19 protein-coding genes are annotated in these 20,047 nt (G+C 77.2%); 11 read left to right on the top strand and 8 right to left on the bottom strand.

The annotated features are described in order from the left end of the window. Window positions 1-35 precede the first annotated feature (35 nt). Both CHC04_RS12770 and CHC04_RS12765 read right to left on the bottom strand, forming a co-directional pair. Window positions 36-410 (bottom strand): hypothetical protein, encoded by a 375-nt coding sequence (locus CHC04_RS12770; RefSeq protein WP_141233791.1) that lies wholly within the window; start codon window positions 408-410, stop codon window positions 36-38. Window positions 411-621: 211 nt separating this feature from the next. Next, entirely contained in the window at window positions 622-909 is a 288-nt protein-coding gene (locus tag CHC04_RS12765) for a hypothetical protein (protein WP_089404302.1), read from the bottom strand. Between the two features lie 246 nt (window positions 910-1,155). On the opposite strand from CHC04_RS12765, the gene CHC04_RS12760 reads away from it, so the two are divergent. From CHC04_RS12760 to CHC04_RS12750, 3 genes are all read left to right on the top strand, one after another. Next, window positions 1,156-1,521 carry an STAS domain-containing protein gene (locus CHC04_RS12760; RefSeq protein ID WP_245817156.1) on the top strand — a complete coding sequence of 122 codons (366 nt, stop codon included), beginning with the start codon at window positions 1,156-1,158 and terminating at the stop codon, window positions 1,519-1,521. 137 nt (window positions 1,522-1,658) lie between these two features. Further along, window positions 1,659-2,873: an acetyl-CoA C-acetyltransferase gene (locus tag CHC04_RS12755; RefSeq protein ID WP_089404301.1), complete on the top strand. Its 1,215-nt coding sequence runs from the start codon at window positions 1,659-1,661 to the stop codon at window positions 2,871-2,873. 128 nt (window positions 2,874-3,001) lie between these two features. Further along, window positions 3,002-3,763 carry an SDR family oxidoreductase gene (locus tag CHC04_RS12750; protein WP_089404300.1) on the top strand — a complete coding sequence of 254 codons (762 nt, stop codon included), beginning with the start codon at window positions 3,002-3,004 and terminating at the stop codon, window positions 3,761-3,763. A gap of 74 nt (window positions 3,764-3,837) precedes the next feature. On the opposite strand, the gene CHC04_RS12745 is transcribed toward CHC04_RS12750, so the two are convergent. From CHC04_RS12745 to CHC04_RS12735, 3 genes are all read right to left on the bottom strand, one after another. Continuing rightward, window positions 3,838-4,704, bottom strand: coding sequence for a DUF1206 domain-containing protein (locus CHC04_RS12745; protein ID WP_089404299.1), 867 nt, complete (start codon window positions 4,702-4,704; stop codon window positions 3,838-3,840). Window positions 4,705-4,706: 2 nt separating this feature from the next. Beyond that, entirely contained in the window at window positions 4,707-5,549 is an 843-nt protein-coding gene (locus CHC04_RS12740; RefSeq protein WP_089404298.1) for a DUF1206 domain-containing protein, read from the bottom strand. 84 nt (window positions 5,550-5,633) lie between these two features. Further along, a complete protein-coding gene (locus CHC04_RS12735; protein WP_176449985.1) occupies window positions 5,634-6,476 on the bottom strand; it encodes a DUF1206 domain-containing protein in 843 nt (280 codons plus the stop codon). A gap of 118 nt (window positions 6,477-6,594) precedes the next feature. On the opposite strand from CHC04_RS12735, the gene CHC04_RS23575 reads away from it, so the two are divergent. Beyond that, window positions 6,595-7,239, top strand: a complete 645-nt coding sequence (locus tag CHC04_RS23575) for a hypothetical protein (RefSeq protein WP_176449984.1) — start codon at window positions 6,595-6,597, stop codon at window positions 7,237-7,239. 27 nt (window positions 7,240-7,266) lie between these two features. On the opposite strand, the gene CHC04_RS12730 is transcribed toward CHC04_RS23575, so the two are convergent. Beyond that, window positions 7,267-8,529, bottom strand: a complete 1,263-nt coding sequence (locus tag CHC04_RS12730; RefSeq protein WP_089404296.1) for a hypothetical protein — start codon at window positions 8,527-8,529, stop codon at window positions 7,267-7,269. Window positions 8,530-8,626: 97 nt separating this feature from the next. On the opposite strand from CHC04_RS12730, the gene CHC04_RS12725 reads away from it, so the two are divergent. Together CHC04_RS12725 and CHC04_RS12720 are read left to right on the top strand one after the other, a co-directional pair. Next, a complete protein-coding gene (locus CHC04_RS12725) occupies window positions 8,627-10,246 on the top strand; it encodes an SIR2 family NAD-dependent protein deacylase (RefSeq protein WP_089404295.1) in 1,620 nt (539 codons plus the stop codon). A 38-nt stretch (window positions 10,247-10,284) separates the two neighbouring features. After that, entirely contained in the window at window positions 10,285-11,514 is a 1,230-nt protein-coding gene (locus CHC04_RS12720) for a cytochrome P450 (RefSeq protein ID WP_089404294.1), read from the top strand. A 92-nt stretch (window positions 11,515-11,606) separates the two neighbouring features. On the opposite strand, the gene CHC04_RS12715 is transcribed toward CHC04_RS12720, so the two are convergent. Continuing rightward, window positions 11,607-13,934 carry a HelD family protein gene (locus tag CHC04_RS12715; RefSeq protein WP_245817155.1) on the bottom strand — a complete coding sequence of 776 codons (2,328 nt, stop codon included), beginning with the start codon at window positions 13,932-13,934 and terminating at the stop codon, window positions 11,607-11,609. A 231-nt stretch (window positions 13,935-14,165) separates the two neighbouring features. Beyond that, window positions 14,166-14,822, bottom strand: coding sequence for a hypothetical protein (locus CHC04_RS12710; RefSeq protein WP_089404292.1), 657 nt, complete (start codon window positions 14,820-14,822; stop codon window positions 14,166-14,168). A gap of 251 nt (window positions 14,823-15,073) precedes the next feature. Here CHC04_RS12710 and CHC04_RS25305 point away from each other — a divergent pair, with 251 nt between their 5' ends. From CHC04_RS25305 to CHC04_RS12690, 5 genes are all read left to right on the top strand, one after another. Beyond that, a complete protein-coding gene (locus CHC04_RS25305; RefSeq protein WP_281252231.1) occupies window positions 15,074-15,205 on the top strand; it encodes a hypothetical protein in 132 nt (43 codons plus the stop codon). A gap of 146 nt (window positions 15,206-15,351) precedes the next feature. Next, window positions 15,352-16,116 carry an alpha/beta fold hydrolase gene (locus CHC04_RS12705; protein WP_245817154.1) on the top strand — a complete coding sequence of 255 codons (765 nt, stop codon included), beginning with the start codon at window positions 15,352-15,354 and terminating at the stop codon, window positions 16,114-16,116. Between the two features lie 14 nt (window positions 16,117-16,130). Continuing rightward, a complete protein-coding gene (locus tag CHC04_RS12700; RefSeq protein WP_245817153.1) occupies window positions 16,131-18,392 on the top strand; it encodes a SpoIIE family protein phosphatase in 2,262 nt (753 codons plus the stop codon). A 63-nt stretch (window positions 18,393-18,455) separates the two neighbouring features. Beyond that, window positions 18,456-18,782 (top strand): hypothetical protein, encoded by a 327-nt coding sequence (locus CHC04_RS12695; RefSeq protein ID WP_089404290.1) that lies wholly within the window; start codon window positions 18,456-18,458, stop codon window positions 18,780-18,782. Between the two features lie 82 nt (window positions 18,783-18,864). After that, on the top strand, window positions 18,865-20,034 hold the full coding sequence (locus CHC04_RS12690) for an acyl-CoA dehydrogenase family protein (RefSeq protein WP_089404289.1): 1,170 nt from the start codon (window positions 18,865-18,867) through the stop codon (window positions 20,032-20,034). Window positions 20,035-20,047: the final 13 nt, after the last annotated feature.

The following is a 20,047-nucleotide window of genomic DNA, read 5'->3' as shown; positions in this document are numbered from 1 at the left end:
CGGCATCCCTGCCGGGACCCCGCGCGGAGGTCCTCCTACTGCCAGCGGGGAGCGGCCAGCGCGCCGGGCGCGTGGCCGTGCGCCGACGGGCGGCCGGCCCGCTGCGGGGCCCCGCCGCGGGCGCGGGCGGAGCGGGCGCCGGCGGTCTCCGCCGACCAGCAGCGGTACAGCGACAGCCACTGCTCGGTGGTGAGCGCCCCGGCCCGGGCGGCGGGCGGCAACCCGGCGGTGCGCAGCCACCGCACGCCGGACATCCCCGGCAGGCAGGCGCGCAGGACGGCGCCCAGGGCCGCCGACGGCGCGGCGAGCACCCCCGCGGTCAGCCGGTCGAAGGCGGCGGCGTCGTCGGCGGACAGGGTGGCGCGGGCCTCGGCGGCCGCAGGGGAGGTGGAACGCACGGGACGTGACATGAGGGCCTCCGGAGGGAGGTCGGACCGGCCGCGGACAGCCGGCAGCCAGGAGAGGACGCCCGGGGACAGGCGGGAGGGGAGCGGGGAGCCGGGGGCTCGACCCGCGGGCGTCAGCGGAGGACGCGGGCGACGGAACGAGGAGAACTCAGAGGCGCACGTCGACGACGGTAGGGCGGCGTGCCTCCGCCGTCGACGGGTTTTCGGCCGTCCCTCAGTCCCGGCCGGCCTTGCGCGCCTGGTGGGCCTCCCAGCGCGCGCGGTCCCGGGCCCGCGCCCCGGCGTTGCGCTCCCACTTCTCCCGGCGGCGGCGCGCCCGCGCCATCTCCCGCTCCTCGAAGTCGGGGTGGTCGTCCCAGTCCCCCGCCATCGCCAGGACGACGAGGAGGACCAGCCCGAACACGGCCAGGCCGAGCGCGAGGAGCGCGTTGCCGCCGGCCACGAAGGCCAGGACCGACGCCGCTGCCCAGATCACGCCCGCCAGCACCAGCCGCCTGTTCACGCGCTCGAGTATCCCCGCTCCGCGGACCTCCGTCCGCGGCCGTGAGATGTGGCACGCGACCGGGCGGAAACGGCGCTCCCACGTGCGCGGACACACCGTCGGGGCCTTGCGCCCCACCTGCCCCACGCCTACCGTCCGGGGTGCGGTTCAACGACCAGCCGTGCACGTCCTGCCGGACTCCGCGCTTGGTACGGCTCACCACCTGCTGTCCTACGCACGGGCCCGCCCTCAGCCGAGAGGCGCACCGTGACCACTGTCTCCCCCCGTCCCACGAGCGACCTGCTGACCGTCGAGACCGTCCCCGCCGACGGCGCCGTGCGCGTCGTCTGCGCCGGCGAGGTGGACTGCTCCACCGCCCCGGCCCTGCGCCGGGCGCTCGACGACGCCTTCGCAGGCGCGCCGCGGGCGGTCGTGGTGGACCTGGAGGCCGTCACCTTCCTCGACTCCGCGGGCCTGTCGGTGCTCGCGGTGGCGCACCGCACCGCCGACCAGGCCGGCTCGCCGATGCGCGTCCTCGTCGGCACCCGCGCGGTCAGCCGCGCCCTGCAGGTCACCGGCCTGTGGGACCTGCTCGGCGTCGAGCTGGTCGTACCGGGCGCCGGCGCCGCGTAACGGAGGCCCCTCCGGCAGGGGCCGTCGTCCCAGCACACCAGCCCCTGGGCACGTCGGGTGCTGCTCACGGCGGGGGAGCAGACTGCTCGTCGAGCCGCCCGGACGCGGGCCGGCACCCACGAGCCGAGGAGGACGCCGTGCGTGACGCGGTCATCTGTGAGCCGCTGCGGACCCCGGTGGGGGGCTTCGGGGGATCCCTGCGGGACGTGCCGGTGCAGGACCTCGCCTCGACCGTCCTGCGCGCCCTGGTCGAGCGCACCGGGCTGCCGCCGGAGTCGGTCGACGACGTCGTCCTCGGCCACTGCTACCCGACGATGGAGGCGCCGGCGCTCGGCCGGGTCGCCGCCCTCGACGCGGGCCTGCCGGTCACCGCCGCCGGCATCCAGGTCGACCGCCGCTGCGGCTCGGGCCTGCAGGCGGTCCTCTACGCCGCGATGCAGGTGCAGAGCGGCTCGGCCGAGGTGGTCCTGGCCGGGGGCGCCGAGTCGATGAGCAACGCGCCGTTCTACTCGACCGCGATGCGCTGGGGCGTCAAGGCCGGCCCCGGCGTCCTGCTGCAGGACGGCCTGGCCCGCGGCCGCGTCACCGCCGGCGGGAAGCACCACCCGGTGCCCGGCGGCATGCTCGAGACCGCCGAGAACCTGCGCCGCGAGTACTCGATCAGCCGCGAGGAGCAGGACGAGTACTCCGTCCGCAGCCACCGGCGCGCCGCCGCGGCCACCGAGGCGGGCCGGTTCGCCGACGAGGTCGTCCCGGTGACCATCAGCGGCCGGAAGGGCGACACCGTCGTCGACCGCGACGAGCACATCCGTCCCGACTCGACCGTCGAGACCCTCGCGAAGCTGCGGCCGATCATGGGCAAGGACGACCCCGAGGCCACCGTCACCGCCGGCAACGCCAGCGGCCAGAACGACGGCGCCGCGGCGTGCGTGGTCACCTCGCCGGAGAAGGCCGCCGAGCTCGGGCTGCGCCCGCTGGCCCGCGTCGTCTCCTGGGCGGTGGCCGGCGTCCCGCCGAGGACCATGGGCATCGGCCCGGTGCCGGCGACGGCGAAGGCGCTCGACCTCGCCGGCCTCAAGCTCTCCGACATCGACCTCATCGAGCTCAACGAGGCCTTCGCCAGCCAGGTGCTGGCGGTGACCCGCGAGTGGGGCTTCACCGAGGCCGACTTCGAGCGCACCAACGTCAACGGGTCGGGCATCTCGCTGGGCCACCCGGTCGGCGCCACCGGAGCGCGGATCCTCGCCACGCTGACCCGCGAGATGGACCGCCGCGGCGCCCGCTACGGCCTGGAGACGATGTGCATCGGCGGCGGGCAGGGCCTGGCCGCCGTCCTCGAGCGGGTCGCCTGACGCGGACCGCCCCGGTGGGCAGACGGAGGACCACCCTTCCCCCCACGCCTCGCGCGCTCGGCGCGGGACCCTGAAGGATGGCCGTTCCGGCACGTCACCAGGCAGCCCCCCACCCGAGGAGAACGGCCATGAGCGAGTCCCCCGCCCGCGTCGCCGTCGTCACCGGAGCCGCCCGCGGCATCGGCGCGGCCACCGCCGTGCGGCTGGCCGCCGACGGCTTCGCCGTCGCGGTGCTCGACCTCGACGAGGCGTCGACGGCCGGCACCGTGCAGGCGATCGAGGCCGCCGGTGGGCGCGCGCTCGCGGTGGGGGCCGACGTCGGCGACGCCGGGCAGGTGCAGGCCGCCGTCGACCGGGTCGCCGCCGAGCTCGGCCCGCCCGTGGTGCTGGTGAACAACGCCGGGGTCACCCGCGACAACCTGCTGTTCAAGATGACCGACGCCGACTGGGACCTGGTCATGACCGTGCACCTGCGCGGCTCGTTCCTCATGACCCGCGCCTGCCAGAAGCACATGGTCGACGCCGGGTGGGGCCGGATCGTGAACCTGTCGAGCACCTCGGCGCTGGGCAACCGCGGCCAGGCCAACTACGCCACTGCCAAGGCCGGGCTGCAGGGGTTCACCAAGACCCTCGCCATCGAGCTGGGCCGCTTCGGCGTCACCGCCAACGCCATCGCCCCGGGCTTCATCCAGACCGAGATGACGAAGGCGACCGCCGAGCGCATCGGCCGGAACTGGGAGGAGTACGTCGCCGAGCGGGCCGCGGCGATCCCGGTGGCCCGCGCCGGTGTGCCCGAGGACATCGCGCACACCGTCTCGTTCTTCGTCAGCGAGGGCGCCGGCTTCGTCTCCGGGCAGGTCGTCTACGTCGCCGGCGGCCCCCGCACCTAGCCCACGCCGTGCACTTCCGCGGAAGTGCACGGACCTCCTGCGCACTTCCGCGGAAGTGCCCGGTCAGGGCCCGGTCAGGACGACGGGTCGCGGTCGGGGTAGCGGGCACGGGCCAGCGCGTAGACGCCGAACGCCGCGAACCCGACCGCGACCACGGTCAGCAGCGCCGGCCCCGCGCCGGAGCGGCCGATCGTGGTCATCGCGCCGTCGAGGCCGGTGGCGGTCGAGACGTCGGCGGTCGTCGCGGCGCGAAACAGCAGCACGCCGACGACGCCGAACGCCACGCCCTTCGCGGCGTACCCCACCCGCCCGACCGCCTCGATCACCGGCTCCCACCGGTCGGGCGCGGCGGGCAGGTCGACGTCGCGCATGAAGCCGCCGGTGGCCCCCCGCCACAGCGAGTAGGCGCCGACCGCAACGACGCCCACCGCGGCGGCGCCCACCGCCACCGCGCCGCCGGGCACCTCCAGCGTCTCCCCGGTGACCTCGCGCAGCCGCTCGTCGGCCTCGTACTCCGCGCCCACGGCGAACAGCAGCGCGGTGACCCCGAGGACGGCGTAGACGGCGGCCTTGGCCAGGCACTTGGCGCAGACCACCGCGGTGCGGGTCCGGTGCGCGGGGTCGAGCAGGCCGTGCCACCACAGCAGCACCTCCCCGCCCTGCCACAGCGCCAGCGCCAGCAGGCCGAGCCCGATCGCCCAGAGCAGCACCGCACCGCCGGGGCCGGCGGCCACCGTCTGCAGCGCACCGGTCTGGTCGGCGTCGGTGCCCTCCGACCCGCGGGACACCCGCCAGGTCAGCCAGCCGATGAGCAGGTGCACCACGCCGTAGGCGACCAGCCCGACGCGGGCGAGGGCACGCAGCACCGGGTGGTCGGTGACGCCCCGCGCGGCCCGGACCGCCCGCTGCACCCGGCCGAGGACGCCGCGCGGGCGCGGCACGCTCAGGTGCGCTCGGGGTAGCGCGCCCGCACGAAGCAGTAGGCGCCGAACGCCGCGATGCCGAGGGCCACCAGGGTGAGCAGGATCTTCCCGAACGGCGCGTCGAGGATGGTCCGCATGGCGCCGTCGAGCCCGGAGGCCTTGGCGGGGTCGAAGGTGACCGCCGCGTACACCAGCAGCGCACCGACGACGCCGAACGCGACGCCCTTGGCGGGGTAGCCGACCTGGCCGAGCCGGGTCACCGCCCGCCGGGCGCTCTGCGGCGCGGAGGCGAGGTCGACCTGCTCCAGGAACTTCTTCGTCACGCCCTTGACCACGTGGTAGACCCCCACGCCGATCACCACCAGCCCCACCAGGCCGACCAGCCAGCGCCCGGCCGGCCAGCCGAAGACGCCGGCGGCGGTCTGCTGCTGCTGTCCGGAGCTCGACTGGCCACCGCCGGTGGCGAACCGGAACGCCAGCACCGCCAGCACCAGGTAGACGACCGCCTTCGCCACCGCCTTGCCCGACCTGCCCAGCGCCTTCTTCCGCGCCTCTCCGGTCGCCGACCAGCCCGACCGCCAGCGCAGCACCTCGGCGGCCTGCCACAGCGCCAGCGCCACCAGTCCGATCGCGAGGATCCACAGCAGCGGCTTGCCCACCGGGGACTCCGCCAGCGTGGCCAGCGCGCCGGACTGGTCGGCGGACTGGCCGCTGCCGCCGCCCCAGGCCAGCTGCAGCGCCAGCCACGCGATCAGCAGGTGCACCACGCCGTAGGCGACCAGGCCGACGCGGGCGAGGTTCTGCAGCGTGTCGCTGTCGCCCGCTCGCCCGGCAGCACCCGTGACCGACCCGGTTCCGCTCATCGCCGCCCTCCCGTGCGCACCCCCCGTGTGGTGATCAGCGTGGCACGGTTGCGATCACCGCGCGGGTCGAACGCCGCGCCGTCGTCAACCGACCGGGTGCCGCGCCCGGGCCAGCAGGTAGACGGCGAAGGTGGCCAGCCCGACGGCGACGACGAGCAGCAGCCACCGGCCGTACGGCTCGGCCGCGACGGCGTGCAGCGCCCCGTCCAGACCGGTCGCCCGCTCGGGGTCGAAGGTCGCCGCGGCCCAGCCGACGACGCCGCCGACGAGGACCAGCGCCACCCCCTTGAGCACGAACCCGGTCTGCGCCAGCCGGTGGGTGAGCGTGCGCAGGGACGGGCGGACGCCGCTCAGGTCGATCTCCCCGGCGAAGCCCGAACGCAGGCCCTTCTGCACGTGGTAGACCCCGATGCCGGCGACGACGGCCGCGACCGCGACCACCAGCGGCTGCCCGCCCGGCCAGGACAGCACGCCGCGGACCACCTGGCGGTCCTCGGCGGGGCGCTGCTCGTCCCCGAGCGCCCGCCGGACCGCGGACACCGCCAGGTAGCCGTAGAGGACCGCGGTGCCCACGGTCTTGACCACCTGCACGAGTGCCTGCCGCCGGCCGGGACCGGCCGGGGGCAGCCGGGAGTGGTGCCGGAGGACCTCGACCGCCTGCCAGAGACACAGCCCGGCGAGCGCGGCGGCCAGGACCCACAGCAGGACGTTGCCCAGCGGGGTGGCGGCCAGCAGCGCCAGCGCGCCGGCGGAGTCGGTGGACTCCGCGGGGCTGCTCAGGCCGGGGGTGCCCCAGCCGAGCTGCAGCGCCAGCCAGGCGACGAGCAGGTGGATCAGCGCGTAGCCGAGCAGCCCGGCGCGGGCGGCGTGCCGCAGCGCGGGGCTGTGGGCGGCACGCTGCACCGCCCGCGCCGTGTCGTCGGCCACGCCGCCCCCGTCCCCGTGCCGCCGGCGCGCGCCGGCGGTGCCGCCGAGGGTCGCACGCGCCGCGGCCCGCCGCCGGGCGTGGCGGCGGCGCCGGTCGCGGGTGCGGGACACTGGGCCCGTGGCGACACCGACGACAGCACGCACCACGGCACGGACCCCGGCACGGACGGCGGCGCGCGCCGCCACCGAGCAGGAGACGGCCCGCCGGGCCTGGCCGGTGCGGGCGGCGCTCGGGGTCGTGCTGGTCGGACTCGCGGTGGCCGCCGTCGTCACCGGCGACCTCGGTGCCCGGCTGCTGCTCGGCGGCCTCGGGCTGCTCGCCGCCGGCCGGGGCGCCGCCCTGCTGCGGGCGGGGTCGGTGCCTGCGGGTGCCGCGGCCGTGGCCGGCGGGGTCGCGGCGGCCGCGGCGGCCGCGGTGTCGGCCGCCGCCACCGGCTGGGTGCTGCTGCTCGGCGTGCCGCTCGTCCTGCTCGCCGGTGCCGGGATCGCCCTCGCGCGGGGTGGTGCCGCCCGCCGCGCCGGCACCGCGCTGCTGGTGTGGGCGGTGCTGGTCGGCGGCCTGGTGGCCGCCACCGCCGCCTCCCAGGGGACCGGCCGCGCCGCCGACGTCGCCGCCGTGGTCGCCGCGCTCGTGACCGGGCTGGCGGCCGTGCCGCTGCTGGTGGCCGCCGCCGGACTGCGCGAGGTGGCCCGCCGCCCGGCGCCGCCCCGCCCGCTCGGGTGCGCCGGCTGCGCCTGCTCCGGCGGCGGCTGCGGGGCCTGACCGGCGTCCGACCCCGCGCCTCGGACCTCAGCCGACCAGCCACACCCCCGGCCGGCCTGCGCCGTCGGTCCCGCTGACCCACACCGTCGCGCCGTCGGAGGCCACCGCCACGTCGGCCGTGTGCCCGGCGGCGGCCAGCCGCACCGGCTCGGTGGTGCCGGCGGCCAGGTCGACGACGAACAGGTGCGGCACGCCCGCGACCGAGCCCGGCAGGTAGGCGGTGGCGCCGGCCGGGTCGACGGCGAGGTCGCCGCCGGGGACCGCGTCGGCGGGCAGGTCGATCTCCTGCAGCACGTCGCCGGCCACGCCGACCAGGCGCCACGTGACGTCGGCGGGGTCGGCCGGGTCCCAGCCCGCCACGGTCACCCAGGCGGTCCCGTCGCCGCCCACGGCCACCTCCCCGACGCCGCTGGCCCCCTCGCCCGAGCCGAGGTCGAACGGCTCGCCCGGCGCCTCGGCCGACGCGGCGTCGACGGTGGTGAGGACCGCGCGCGGCCGCGCGCCGCGGACGTCGACGTCGGCGTCGAGCGCCACCACCAGGTCCCCGTCGGGTGCGACGGCGACGTCCTGGGGCAGCGCGGTCGTGGCGCCGGGGACGGCGAGGCCGGTGGTGGCCCGCACCCCGCCGTCGGCGGCGTCGACCGCCACCAGGTGCGGCGCCGGCGCTGCGGCGCCGAGCGCGAGCACCAGCGTGTCCCCGCCCTCGGTGAGGACGGTGGCGCGGGTCCGGCTGCCGACCAGCTCGGGGGAGTCGACGGCGACGGTGTCGGCCCGCCCGCTCCCGTCCACCCGCAGCAGACCCCAGCCGGCGGTCCCGTCCGGCCACGTCAGCTCGCCGACCACCAGGACGCCGTCGGCAGTGGCCTGCAGGTCGACCAGCTCCGACACCGCGGGCACCGCCACGGACGAGACCGGCTCGGGGGTCACCGGGGACCCCTCCCCGCCGCCGTCGGCGGTGACCGGGCCCACGTCGACGAGGACCGAACCCGCGGCCGCGTCGGAGGGGTCGCGGTCGAGCCACACGAGGACGCCGTTGCCGCCGTCCGCGGCCAGCGCCACCGCGGCGCCCGCGGGGCCGGCGTCGGGGCCCAGGTCGGCGAAGCCGAGCACCTCGGTCAGCGGCGCCGGGAGCGCGCCGGCGGGCCGGTCGGGGACGCCGGCGGCCGCGACGGTCACCGGACCGGCCGGGGTCGCGGTGCCGGTTCCGGCGCCGGTTCCGGCGGTGGCGCAGGCCGGGAGCAGCAGCGCGGCGGCCAGGGAGCCGGGCAGCACGAGGCGGCGGGGGATCACGGTCGCGACCCTCGCCGGGCGGGCTTGCACCGGCCCTGCGGGCGACTTGCGGGCGCAGCCGGTTCCGGAGGGCCGGTCCCGGGGGTAGGGCCCGGGCGTGAGTGGACACGTCTTCGTGGTCGGTGCCGACCTCACCCGCCTGTCCTGCGACGACGTGCTGGTGCCCACCGGGCGCAGCCTCCGCGTGGCCGCGAGCTGGCGGGATCTCCTGCCCGCCGACCTGGTCAGCGACGAGGACGAGCAGGGCGTCTGCGTCGACCTCGCCTGGTCCGGCGACGAGCGGGTGCTGCCGGTGCCCGGGGGCGGGCCGCGGCAGGTGTGGCTGCTCGACACCGTCGACGACGACGGCCGCGGCCTGGACTGGCTGCTCGACGGCGCCCGCGAGGCGCTGGCCGCCGTCGCCGCCCGCGAGGTGGCGCAGCCGGTGCACGGCCGGGCCCGGCGGCTGGTCGGCCTGCCGGCGCTGGGCACCGGCTGGGGCGGCGCGGCCGGGCGCCGCGGTGACCTCATCCGGCAGCTGCTGCCGGTGCTGCGGGAGGCCGCCGACGAGCACGGGTTCGACGTCGCGCTGGTGCTGCGCGGGTCCAGCGACCTGGCCGCCGCCCAGCGGATCCGCCGCGGGGAGGGGACCGGCTGGGACCTGCCCGAGCCGCTGTGCGTGCTGGCCGAGCAGCTGGGGGAGCGGGCGCGGCGCGGCCAGCTGGCGCTGTTCATCGGCGCCGGGGTGAGCGCCGCCGCCGGCCTGCCCACGTGGGAGCAGCTGCTCGGCGAGCTGGCCGGGCACTCGGGCCTGGGCGAGGACCTGCGCGAGGGCCTGTCCCGGTTGCCGCCGCAGGACGCCGCGGCGCTCCTGGCCCGCGAGCTGGGCCGGGAGCGGCTCGAGGAGTTCGTGCAGGACCGCTTCGGGCCGGGCCCCTACGCGCTGGCGCACGCGCTGATCGCCGACCTGCCGGTGCAGGAGTTCGTGACGACGAACTACGACCCGCTGGTGGAGCTCGCCGCCGCCGACATCGGCCGCGACCTGTCGGTGCTGCCCTACGACGAGGCGCGGCCCGGCCGGCCGTGGCTGCTCAAGCTGCACGGCGACGCCGCGCACCCCGACAGCGTCGTCCTCACCCGCGAGGAGTACCTGCAGCTGGGCGACTCGCGGGCCGCGCTGGCCGGCGTCCTGCACTCGCTGCTGCTCACCCGGCACGTGCTGTTCGTGGGCACCTCGATGCTCGACGACGACCTCATCCGCATCGCCCACCAGGTGCGCAGCGCCGTGCAGGGATCGCGGGAGTCGCGCCCGTCGGGCACCGTGCTGGCGCTGCAGGAGGACGTCGCCCGCAGCCGGCTGTGGGAGCAGGACGTCGAGACGGTGGCCATGGCCAGCGGGGACACCTCCCCGGCGGAGGCGGCGCGGCGGCTGGAGGTGCTGCTCGACCTCATCGGCTGCCTGTCCACCCCGCCGACGGGCTACCTGCTCGACCCCGCCTACCGCGGCATGCTCGACGCCGACGAGCGCGGCCTGGCGGAGGCGCTGCAGGAGGTCGCCGCCCGGCTGCCGGAGGGCACGGCGACGACGTCGGCCGCCGGCGAGGTCGCCGCGCTGCTGCGCCGGCTGGGCCACGGCCGCTCGGCGGGCCGGCGCGACGACCGGCCGGACGCGGAGGCGCCGGCCGACACCGCGACCGAGCCGCGCGACGACCGGCTGCAGTCGCAACGCCCCGGCTGAGCGGTTGCCCGCTCCCGGTCCGGGGCACGGGCGGACCCATGCGTCTGGAGAACTCCCTCGCCCTGCTCGCCAAGGGCTACGCCTGGCTGCCCGACCTGCGCCGCGCCTCCGGCGGGCGAGCGGTCGGCACCCGGCTCGGCGGTCTGCCCGCGGTGGGGATCGAGGGCCCGGAGGCGGCCCGCTTCCTCTACGACGAGGACCACGTGCGCCGCTCGCACGCCCTCCCCGAGCCGGTGCAGGGGACGCTGTTCGGCAAGGGCGCGGTGCACACCCTCGACGGCGAGGCGCACCGCGTCCGCAAGGCGATGTTCGTGCAGGTGCTCATGGACCCCGCCGGCATCGACGCCCTCGTCGGGCGCACCACGGCGGCGTGGGACGACGCGGCGCGCGAGTGGGTCACCCGCCCGCAGGTGGTGCTCCTCGACGCGTCGTCGGAGGTGATCGCCGGCGCGGTGACCCGCTGGGCGGGCGTGCCGGTGTCCGACGCGGAGGTGCCGGCGCTGGCCGCCGACCTGCGGGCGATGGTCGACGGCTTCGCCACCGCCGGCCCGCGGCACTGGCGCGCCCGACGGGCCCGGGGACGGCGCGAGCGGTGGCTGGCCGGGATCGTCGAGCGGGTCCGGTCCGGCGAGCTCGACGCGCCGCCGGGGTCGGCGCTGCGGGTCGTCGCCGCGCACCGCGACCTCGACGGCGGGCTGCTCGACCCGCGGCTGGCCGCCGTCGAGCTGCTCAACGTCATCCGGCCGACGACGGCGGTGGCCTGGTTCACGGCCTTCTCCGGGCACGCGCTGGCCCGCTGGCCCGAGTACCGGGAGCGGCTGGCCGCCGACCCGGCGTTCGCCGAGGCGTGGGCGCACGAGGTCCGGCGGTTCTACCCGTTCGCGCCGTTCATCGGCGGCCGGGCGCCGCGGCGCGTGGAGTTCGGCGGGCAGACCATCCCGCGCAACGCGATGGTGCTGCTCGACCTCTACGGGCAGAACCACGACGCGCAGCTGTGGGAGGACCCCTACGCCTTCCGGCCCGAGCGCTTCCTCGGCCGGGAGATCGGCGCCTACGACCTGGTGCCCCAGGGCGGCGGGGACCCCCGCACCGGCCACCGCTGCCCCGGCGAGCAGATCACCGTGGCGCTGCTGGCGGCACTGGCGCCCTGCCTGGCGCGGCTGCCCCTGGACGTCCCCGCCGACCAGGACCTCACCATCTCGCTGCGGCGCATCCCGGCCCGCCCGGCCAGCGGCGTCGTCCTCCGCCCCGCCGCCGCCCACGGGTAGTCCCGCGGACGCTCGTGCTCTGCACACACCTGTGTGCAGAGCACGAGCGCCCGCCGAGGACACCTCGGCGGGGAGGTGCGGCGGTCCTCCCGCTACGCCGCGACGGCGCCCAGCCCGGCCAGCACCGCCGGCAGCGGGCCGGGGGAGAGCACGGTCAGCCGCTGCGTGGCCCGGGTCAGCGCCACGTAGAGGTCGTTGAGGCCGCGCACGCCCTCGTCGAGCACCCCCTGCGGGTCCACGACGACGACCGAGTCGAACTCCAGCCCCTTGGTCTCGCCCGGCAGCAGCACCACCGGTCCCAGCGAGGAGTCGGCGTCGGGCCCGGACTGCACGTCCGGCCGCAGCGCCGACAGCGCGGCGACGACGTCGTCGCGCCGGCTCGGCGGCACGACCAGTGCCGTCGTCCCCTCGTGCCCGGCGAGGCCGGCGCCGACGGCGGCGGCCCGGGCGGCCAGCCCGGCCTCCCCGGTGACCTCCGCGACGGGGGGCGCGCCGCCGGTGCGCACCGACCGCGGCGGGCGCAGGCCGGTGCCGGTGGCGGCCAGCACCTCCGCGGCCACCGCCATGACCTCCGCCGGCGTCCGGTAGTTGACCGTCAGCTCCTCCAGCCGCCAGGCGTTGCCGACGTGCGGGGCGAGCACCTCCTCCCAGCGGTCGGTGCCGGCCAGGCTGCCGGTCTGGGCGACGTCGCCGACGACGGTCATCGACCGGGTCGGGCAGCGGCGCACCAGCAGCCGCCACGCCATCGGCGAGAGCTCCTGGGCCTCGTCGACGACGACGTGGCCGAAGGTCCACGTCCGGTCGGCGGCGGCCCGCTCGGCGGTGGTGCGCAGGTCGAGCTCGCGGTGCCGGTCGGCGAGGTCCTCGGCCGACAGCAGGTCGCCGGCGCTGAGCACCTCGGCGGCCAGGTGCTCGTCCTCCAGGTCGACCGACCGGGAGCCGTGCAGCACGTCGAGGGTCTCCTGTGCCCGGCGCAGGGCGCGCTGCCGGTCGCGCTCGGCGCGGGCCCGCTGGGCGCTGTCGTCGAAGCCGAGCAGCTCCTCGGCCTCCTCCAGCAGCGGCACGTCGGCCGGCGTCCACTGTGCCGGTGTCGTCGCGCTGCCGCGCGGCCGGTGCAGCAGCGCCCGGTCGGCGTCGGACCACCCGGGCGTGGCCTCGGCGATGCGAGCCGGGTCGGCGTAGAGGTCGGTGAGCAGCCGCTCGGGGGTGAGCACCGGCCACAGCCGGGCCAGCAGCGACCGCACGGCGGGGTCGCCGGCCACCTCGCGGCGCAGCGCGGCGACGTCCTCCCGGTCGAGCAGGTCGCGGCCGGCCTGCACGCCGGCACCGAGCCGCTCGACGTAGCGGCGGGTGAGCGTGTCGACCACCCGCTGCACGAACACCGGCCGGCCGAGGTTGTGCAGCGGGTCGGCCCGGCGGGCGGCGTTGCGGGCGCGGCTGACGTCGACCGGTCGCAGCCGCAGCCGGTAGCCCTCGACCTCCAGCTCGACCGGCGCCTCGGGCACCACCTGGCGGGCGGCGACCGCGGCGCGCAGCACGTCGACCATCTCCAGCCGCCCCTTGACCGCGGCCGCCTCCGGGGACTCCTCGCCGCGGGCGTCGAGGCCCGGCCGCAGCTGGCCCAGCCCCGCGAGCAGCACCCCGGTCTCGCCGAGGGAGGGCAGCACGTCGGCGATGTAGCGCAGGAACGTCGGGGTCGGGCCGACGACCAGCAGGCCGCGGCGGGCCAGCCGCTCGCGGTGGGTGTAGAGCAGGTAGGCCGCCCGGTGCAGCGCCACCGCCGTCTTGCCGGTGCCTGGCCCGCCCTGGACGACGAGCACGCCCGCGGCGTCACTGCGGATGATCCGGTCCTGCTCGGCCTGGATGGTGCGCACGATGTCGGTCATGCGCCCGGTCCGGGAGGCGTCCAGCGCCGACAGCAGCGCCGCCTCCCCGGTGAGCCCGGAGCCCGCGACGCCGGTGGTGAGCACCTCGTCGTCGAGGCGGACGACGGTGCGCCCGCGGGTGCGGATGTGCCGGCGCCGCACGATGCCCAGCGGGTGCACCGGCGTGGCGGTGTAGAACGGCCGCGCGGCCGGCGCCCGCCAGTCGACCAGCGCCGGGTCGCCGGCCGGGTCGTCGGCGGGCAGGCCGATCCGGCCCACGTAGAGTGCGCCGCCGTCGTCGGCCCGGTCGATGCGGCCGACGCACAGCCCGGCCTCGGCGGCGTCGAGGGCGACGACCCGCTCGCCGTGGAAGCGCACCGTGGCGTCGCGCTCCTGCAGCGCCTGCGGGTCGACGGCGGGCCAGGTGATCGCCTGGCGCATCCGGCGGGCGGCGAGCTCGCGGGCGGCGTCCAGGCGGGTGTAGAGGTCGGTGACGTACTCCTGCTCGCGGGCCAGTTCGGGGTCGGGGACGACGTCGGACGGGGTGGCCGGCAATGCACTTCCCTCTGCTAGAATGGTGGCCGATCTACTTCTCGCCGCCATTCCCGTGCCATTCCGGGGCCGTGCGGCAACCGCCCATCTTGCGCTCTCCGCCCGGCCGTTGTCACCTCCCGCGCGCGTGTCGTGTGCCGGTGCCGGACACGCGCCCGCCGGCGCCGGGGCCAGGAGGGTGGGGGGACCCCGTCTTCCTGGCCGGCGCCGGCCGTGCAGGTCATCGGTGCGGGGTCAGAACAGCTGCCGCAGCGCGTCGGCGACCATGTCGCCGGCGTCGTCGTCGGCGGTGTTCCCCGTGATGGTCAGGGCGCTGGTCTTCGCGTCGATGCCGCTGTCCGCGGTCTGCTCGGAGACCAGGCCGTAGCCGTACTCGACGCTGACCTCCCAGTAGGCCCAGCCGTCGGCCTCGGCGAACACGTAGCTCACCGACGTGTAGGCGTAGGACGCGGAGGACGCGAGCTCGGAGTAGTCGGCGTAGCCGTCGTCGTCGTAGTCGTAGGCCACCGCGTCCACGTAGCCGTCGTAGTCGGTGTCGGCGCCCCAGACGTCGGGCAGGCCGTTGTAGGTGGTGTCGACGCCGACCTCCTCGACGTAGCCGTCCTCGTCGCTGTCGAAGGCGAAGGTGTCGGCCCAGCCGTCGCCGTCGGTGTCCACGGCGATCTGCTCGGTCAGGCCGTTCTCGTCCCAGTCGACCGCCCAGGTGTCCTCGTAGCCGTCGCCGCTGTCGTCGAAGGCGTAGAGGTCGATGTAGCCGTTGGCGTCGGTGTCGTAGGCGTTGTAGGCGTAGGAGTCGGCCGACGCGGTGCCGGTGGTGGCGACCACCGCGGCGAAGGCGGCGGTGGGGACGGCGGTGCGGAGCAGCGTGCGGGTCAGGCGGGTGCGGGTCATGGCAGTGCCTCCTCGGTGGGGAGCCGCGGTCCGGCTCGCTGCGAGGACGCTCCCGCCCGCCTCCTGCGCGGGACTGCAGCCCGACTGGGAGGCCCACTTGCACCCGCGTCCCAGTGCCCCGCCAGTCCCGCGTGACGGGATGGCCCCGCGAGCCCGGGGAGGCCCGTCACCGTCGGCTACCTGATCGACACCTCCCCGTCATCCCGGCGGCCTACCGTCGGGGGCTCCCGGACGACAGGGGAGAGACACCGATGAGCACCACCGTCACCGGACGCACGACCCGGCGCACCGCCGAGCGGGCCACCTGGACCTGCCCGAACTGCTCCGGCGAGACCACGACCGTGAAGAAGCGCTGCCGCGACTGCGGCACCTCCCGCTGGTAGGGGCCCCCGGAGCGAGGGCCCCGGAGCACGGGGCCGGGCGGGCCGTACCGGCGTGTCCCCGGGCGCGGCCGGACCGGACGGGGACAGGGACGCCTCCGTCCGTTACGGTCGGAGCGGTGAGCGTGGTCACGCGGAACTGTCTGCGCGTGAGCGGTCCGGAGGCGGCCCGGCCGATGCTGCTGGCGCACGGCTTCGGCTGCGACCAGACCATGTGGCGCGCCGTCGCGCCGGAGTTCGCCGTCGACCACCGGGTGGTCACCTTCGACCACGTCGGCTCCGGCGGCTCCGACCTCGGTGCCTACGACCCGCAGCGGTACGCGTCGTTGGCCGGCTACGCCGACGACGTCGTCGCGATCTGCCGCGAGCTGGACCTGCACGACGTGGTCTTCGTCGGGCACTCGGTGAGCGCCATGATCGGCGTGCTCGCCGTCCTGCGGGCACCGGAGCACTTCGGGGCGCTGGTCATGGTCGGTCCCAGCCCGCGCTACGTCGACGACGAGGGCTACACCGGCGGCTTCAGCCGGGCCGACGTCGCCGCGCTGCTGGACTCCCTCGACAGCAACCCCGACCAGTGGGCCGCGGCGCTGGCCCCGGTGGTCGCCGGGCCGGGCAACCCGGAGGTGACCGCCGAGCTGACCGCGAGCTTCTGCCGCACCGACCCCGTGGTGGCCCGCCAGTTCGCCCGGGTCACGTTCCTCTCCGACAACCGCGCCGACCTGCCGGCCGTCCGCGTGCCCACGCTCGTCCTGCAGTGCACCGACGACTCGATCGCCCCCGAGCCGGTCGGCCGCTACGTGCACCAGCAGGTCCCGGGCAGCGTCTTCACGCAGCTGGCCGCGACCGGGCACTGCCCGCACCTGTCGGCGCCGGAGGAGACGGTCGCGGCCATCCGGGCGTTCCTCGAGCGCTGAGGCGGACCGGCACCGTGGGGGAGCAGCAGGAGCGGCCGGCCGGGCTTGCCCGGCTGCTGGAGGAGGACCCGGCCGACCTCTACGAGAACGCGCCGTGCGGCTACCTGTCGATGGTCCCCGACGGGCGGGTGGTCAAGGTCAACGGCACGTTCTGCGCGTGGACCGGCCACCCTCCCGAGCGGGTCCTCGGCCGCCGGCTGCCCGACCTGCTCAGCGCCGGCGGGCGGGTCTACTACGAGACCCACCTCGCGCCGCTGCTGCGGCTGCAGGGGGCGGTGCGCGAGGTGGCCCTCGACGTCGTCCGCGACGACGGCTCGGTGCTGCCCTGCCTGCTCAACGCCGTCGAGGTGCGTGACGACGACGGCCGGCCGCTGCTGGTGCGCGCCACCGTCTTCGAGGCCACCTCCCGGCGGCGCTACGAGCGGGCGCTGCTGACCGCGCAGCGGGCGGCCGCCGACTCCGAGGCGCGGGCGCGCACGCTGCAGCAGGTCGTCTCCGAGCTCGCCGCCGCGGCCTCGGCCGAGCAGGTCGCCGACGTCGTCGTCCGCCGCGCCCGAGCCGCGCTGCAGGCCGGCGGCGCCGGGCTGTGGCTGGCGGTGCCCCGCCCCGGTCCGGCGGCGGAGGGGCGGCCGCTGCCGGTCGCGCTCGCCGCCGCCGACGGCCTGCCCCCCGAGCTGCTGGACGCCCTGGTCACGGCGGCCGCGGACGGCGTGGAGCTGGTGCGCACCGGCGGGGTGCGGGCGGTGCCGCTGGGCCCGGGGCTGCGCGAGCGGTGGCCGGAGCTGGCCGCGGCGATGGCCGAGGCCGGGCAGGAGTCGGTGGTCGTCGTCCCGGTGTCGGCCGCCGACGACCGGCACCTGGGGGCGCTGGTCCTCGTCCTCGGCGTCACCGACGACAGCGAGCTGATCAGCCTGAGCGAGCCCGGCACCCGCGGCGCGCTGGCCCCGGCCGACGCCGACCTGCTCGCGACGCTGGGCCGGCAGGCCGGTCAGGCGCTGGAGCGGGTCCGGCTGTACGAGGAGACCGTCCGGCAGGCCGACCGCTCGGCGTTCCTGCTCGAGGCCGCGCGGCTCATGGCCGCCGGGCACGGCATGACCGAGACGGTGGAGGGCCTGGCCGCGCTGGCGGTGGCCCGGCTGGCCGACGTCTGCGTGATCGACGTGCTGACCGAGCGCGGCCTGGTCGAGCCGGTGGTGGCGCACGCCGACCCCGCTCGCCGGCACCTGGTCGAGCAGCTGCGCGACCACCACCTGCCGCGCCGCGACGGCAACCACCCCAGCGTGCAGGCGATGGCCGGGCGGCGGACGGTGTGGCTGCGCGGCGTCGACGCCGGCCGGCTCGTGCGCATGGTCACCGGCCCCGGTCACCTGGCGGTGACGCAGGCGCTGGAGCTCACCGACCTCGTCTGCGTGCCGCTGGTCGCCGACAACCGGTCGCTCGGGGTGATCACCCTGGGCAACGACACCCGCCGCGGGCCGTTCACCGAGGCCGACGTCGAGACCGCCGAGCAGCTCGCCCTGCAGATGTCGCAGGGCCTGGAGGTCGCCGCCCGCGTCGAGCTGGAGTCGCGCACCTCGCACGCGCTGCAGGCCAGCCTGCTGCCGCCGGCGCCGCCGCACGTGCCCGGCCTCGCGCTGGCCGTGCGCTACCTGCCCGGCAGCCGCGGCGCCGACGTCGGCGGTGACTTCCACGACGTCGTCCCGCTGCCGGAGGGCGACGTCGCGCTGGCCGTCGGGGACGTCGTCGGCCACGACGTCACCGCCGCGGCGACCATGGGCCAGCTGCGCAGCGTGCACCGGGCGCTGCTGGCCGACCGGCCGGGCCCGGCGGAGCTGGTCGAGCGGCTGCACGGCAGCTGGCCGCTGCTCGGGCTGCCCCGCATGGCCACGGCGCTGTTCGCGCGGCTGGACCCGGCCACCGGGGCGCTGCGGATCGCCTCGGCCGGGCACCTGCCGCCGCTGCTGGTGGGCGGCGGCCGGGCCGAGCTGCTCGCCGTCGCCCCCGGCCGGCTGCTGGGCGCGCCGCCCGGCCCGGCGCCGGAGTGGTCGGGGGAGCTGCCGGTGGGCGCCACGCTGGTGCTCTACACCGACGGGCTGGTCGAGAGCCGCACCGCCGACCTCGACACCGGCCTGGCCCGGCTGCGGGCCGTCGCCGTCGAGGGCGCCGGCAGCGACCCGGCCGACCCGGACGAGCTCTGCGACCGGCTGCTGGCCGCGCTGACCGGGCCCCGCCGGGCCGACGACGTCGCGCTGCTGGCCCTCACCCGGCTGGCCTGAGACCCCTGGCGGTCGGGCCCGGCCGGGCGGACCATCCCCGTAGCCGACACCGAGGAGGCGGCCGTGGGACCTGGCGACGAGGACGACGCCCCGCGGCGCGCGCCCGGGGAGGACCTCGCCGACGCCCTCGACGGGGCCGGCGGCGACCTCACCGTCTCCGCCGACGCGATGCGCTGGTCGCCGGACCAGGTGGCGACGCCGGCACCGCCGCGCGGGCTGCCCGGCATCGACGTCGCGGTGGGCATCGGGGAGTTCCTCGGCTTCGACGCCGCCGCCCTGCGCCGGGTGGTGTCCGGCGTGGCCACCCGGCTGGCCACGGTCGCAGGCGACGCCGTGGCGGAGCTGCGCCAGCTCGCCGCCGACCGCCTCCCGGGCGACGACCGCCGCTGACCCTGCCGGGCGCGCACCGGCCGGCGCGCTGTACAACCGTGGCGGAGCACTGCCACGCCGACGTGGGGGGACCGGAGTCCACATGAGCACCGACCAGCTGACCCTGGCGCCCGCGCCACCGTCCGAGGCCGCCGAGCAGGTCCGCCTCGAGGTGCGGCAGTTCCTCGCCGAGGAGCTCGCCGCCGGCACCTTCACCACGCACGTCGACACCTGGCTGTCCGGCGTCGACCCCGGCTTCTCCCGCAAGCTCGGCGCCCGCGGCTGGCTGGGCATGACCTGGCCGAAGGAGTACGGCGGGCACGAGCGCACGGCGCAGGAGCGCTACGCCGTCACCGAGGAGCTGCTCGCCGCCGGCGCACCCGTGGCCGCGCACTGGATCGCCGACCGGCAGTCGGGGCCGAACCTGCTGCGCTACGGCACCGAGTCGCAGCGCAAGGAGATCCTGCCGCGCATCGCCGCGGGCGAGTGCTACTTCGTCATCGGCATGAGCGAGCCCGACAGCGGCTCCGACCTCGCCTCCATCCGCACCCGCGCCACCCGCAACGGCGACGGCGACTGGGTGGTCAACGGCGCGAAGGTGTGGACGAGCAACGCCCACCACTCCCACTACGGCATCGTGCTGGTGCGCACCGCCCCGCCCGGGGAGGGCCCGCGCGGCAAGCACCAGGGGCTGACCCAGCTGTTGGTCGACCTGTCGCTGCCGGGCATCACGGTCAACCCGATCCGCATCCTCGACGGCGGCCACCACTTCAACGAGGTCGTCTTCGACGACGTCGTCGTCCCCGGCGACATGCTGCTCGGCGTCGAGGGCGCCGGCTGGCAGCAGGTGACCGCGGAGCTGGCCTACGAGCGGTCCGGGCCCGAGCGGTTCCTGTCCACCTGGCCGCTGCTGGCCGAGTTCGGCCGCCGCGCCGCCGCCTCCGGTGACCCCGGGCAGCTGGCGGTGCTCGGCCGGCTGTCGGCGCGGGCGCTGGCGCTGCGGCAGCTGTCGCTGCGCATCGCCGCCGCGCTCGACCGGGGGGAGCTGCCCGACATCCCGGCCGCGCTGGTCAAGGACGTGGGGACGACGTTCGAGCAGGACGTCGTCGACGAGGTCCGGCGGGTGGTCGACGTGCCGGCGTCGCTGGACAGCCCCGACCCGCTGGGGCGGGCGCTGGCCGAGGCGCAGCTGCACGCGCCGGGCTACACGCTGCGCGGCGGGACCAACGAGATCCTCAAGGGGATCGTGGCGCGCGGGCTGGGGCTGCGCTGATGGCATCCGACCA

This window comes from Geodermatophilus saharensis (assembly GCF_900188205.1).
Classification (GTDB): Bacteria; Actinomycetota; Actinomycetes; order Mycobacteriales; family Geodermatophilaceae; genus Geodermatophilus; species Geodermatophilus saharensis.
The sequence above is the reverse complement of the archived record's forward strand: the minus strand, read 5'-3'. Positions and strand labels throughout refer to the sequence as shown.

What these genes read in the sequence shown, in the direction of transcription:
- CHC04_RS12720 (WP_089404294.1), top strand. Translation starts at nt 10,285, where the DNA reads ATGCGTCTGGAGAACTCCCTCGCCCTGCTCGCCAAGGGCTACGCCTGG.
- CHC04_RS12740 (WP_089404298.1), bottom strand. Translation starts at nt 5,549, where the DNA reads ATGAGCGGAACCGGGTCGGTCACGGGTGCTGCCGGGCGAGCGGGCGAC.
- CHC04_RS12770 (WP_141233791.1), bottom strand. Translation starts at nt 410, where the DNA reads ATGTCACGTCCCGTGCGTTCCACCTCCCCTGCGGCCGCCGAGGCCCGC.
- CHC04_RS25305 (WP_281252231.1), top strand. Translation starts at nt 15,074, where the DNA reads ATGAGCACCACCGTCACCGGACGCACGACCCGGCGCACCGCCGAGCGG.
- CHC04_RS12750 (WP_089404300.1), top strand. Translation starts at nt 3,002, where the DNA reads ATGAGCGAGTCCCCCGCCCGCGTCGCCGTCGTCACCGGAGCCGCCCGC.
- CHC04_RS12710 (WP_089404292.1), bottom strand. Translation starts at nt 14,822, where the DNA reads ATGACCCGCACCCGCCTGACCCGCACGCTGCTCCGCACCGCCGTCCCC.
- CHC04_RS12690 (WP_089404289.1), top strand. Translation starts at nt 18,865, where the DNA reads ATGAGCACCGACCAGCTGACCCTGGCGCCCGCGCCACCGTCCGAGGCC.